General features: G+C 71.2%; 1 protein-coding gene. It reads right to left on the bottom strand.

Annotated features, from left to right (window positions below; genetic code table 11):
* Positions 1–587 (bottom strand): S41 family peptidase (locus HUK84_RS22120; RefSeq protein WP_246285837.1); only part of this gene is annotated, 587 nt, incomplete at both ends.

The raw sequence follows: 587 nt of genomic DNA, 5'->3' as shown, positions 1-587 counted from the left end.
ATTTCCGCCGCGCTGGCGGTGCGCCCGTCCACAAGCACGACGATCGGCACGCCGCCGGTCATGTCGCCGCCCTGCACCGCCCAGACATGGTTGGCCTGCGGATCCCGCCCGTTGGTGATCGCCGCGACGCCGCGATCCAGCACCAGCGCGCTGGTCGTCACCGCCTGCTGCAGCACGCCGCCCCGGTTGCCGCGCAGATCCACCACCAGGCCGCGCAGATGCGCGTCGTCCGACGCCTGGTCCAAATACTGGCTCATTTCCTGCGCCGTATCGGCGGAAAAGGCCGTGACGCGGATCACCACCACATGGTCCGCCGCATAGGCGAAGACCGTCTCGGGCGGTACCGATGCGCGGCGCAGCACGACAGTCCTCCGGCCACGTGCATCGCCCACCAGCAGCGTCACCTTGCTGCCGACCTCGCCCAGCAGCCACTGGGCGACCGTCCCGGCCGTCTGGTCGCGGGTCGCGCGGCCATTGACGGCATAGAGCCTCTGGCCGGTCGACAGCCCCGCCGGCCAGGCCGGACCATTGGCGTTGACCCCGGTAATCAGGACCGACCGCGCGTCGCGGCCCAGGGTCAGGCCGGT

This window comes from Nguyenibacter vanlangensis (genome assembly GCF_013376155.1).
In the GTDB taxonomy this organism is placed as follows: domain Bacteria; phylum Pseudomonadota; class Alphaproteobacteria; order Acetobacterales; family Acetobacteraceae; genus Gluconacetobacter; species Gluconacetobacter vanlangensis.
The sequence above is the reverse complement of the archived record's forward strand: the minus strand, read 5'-3'. Positions and strand labels throughout refer to the sequence as shown.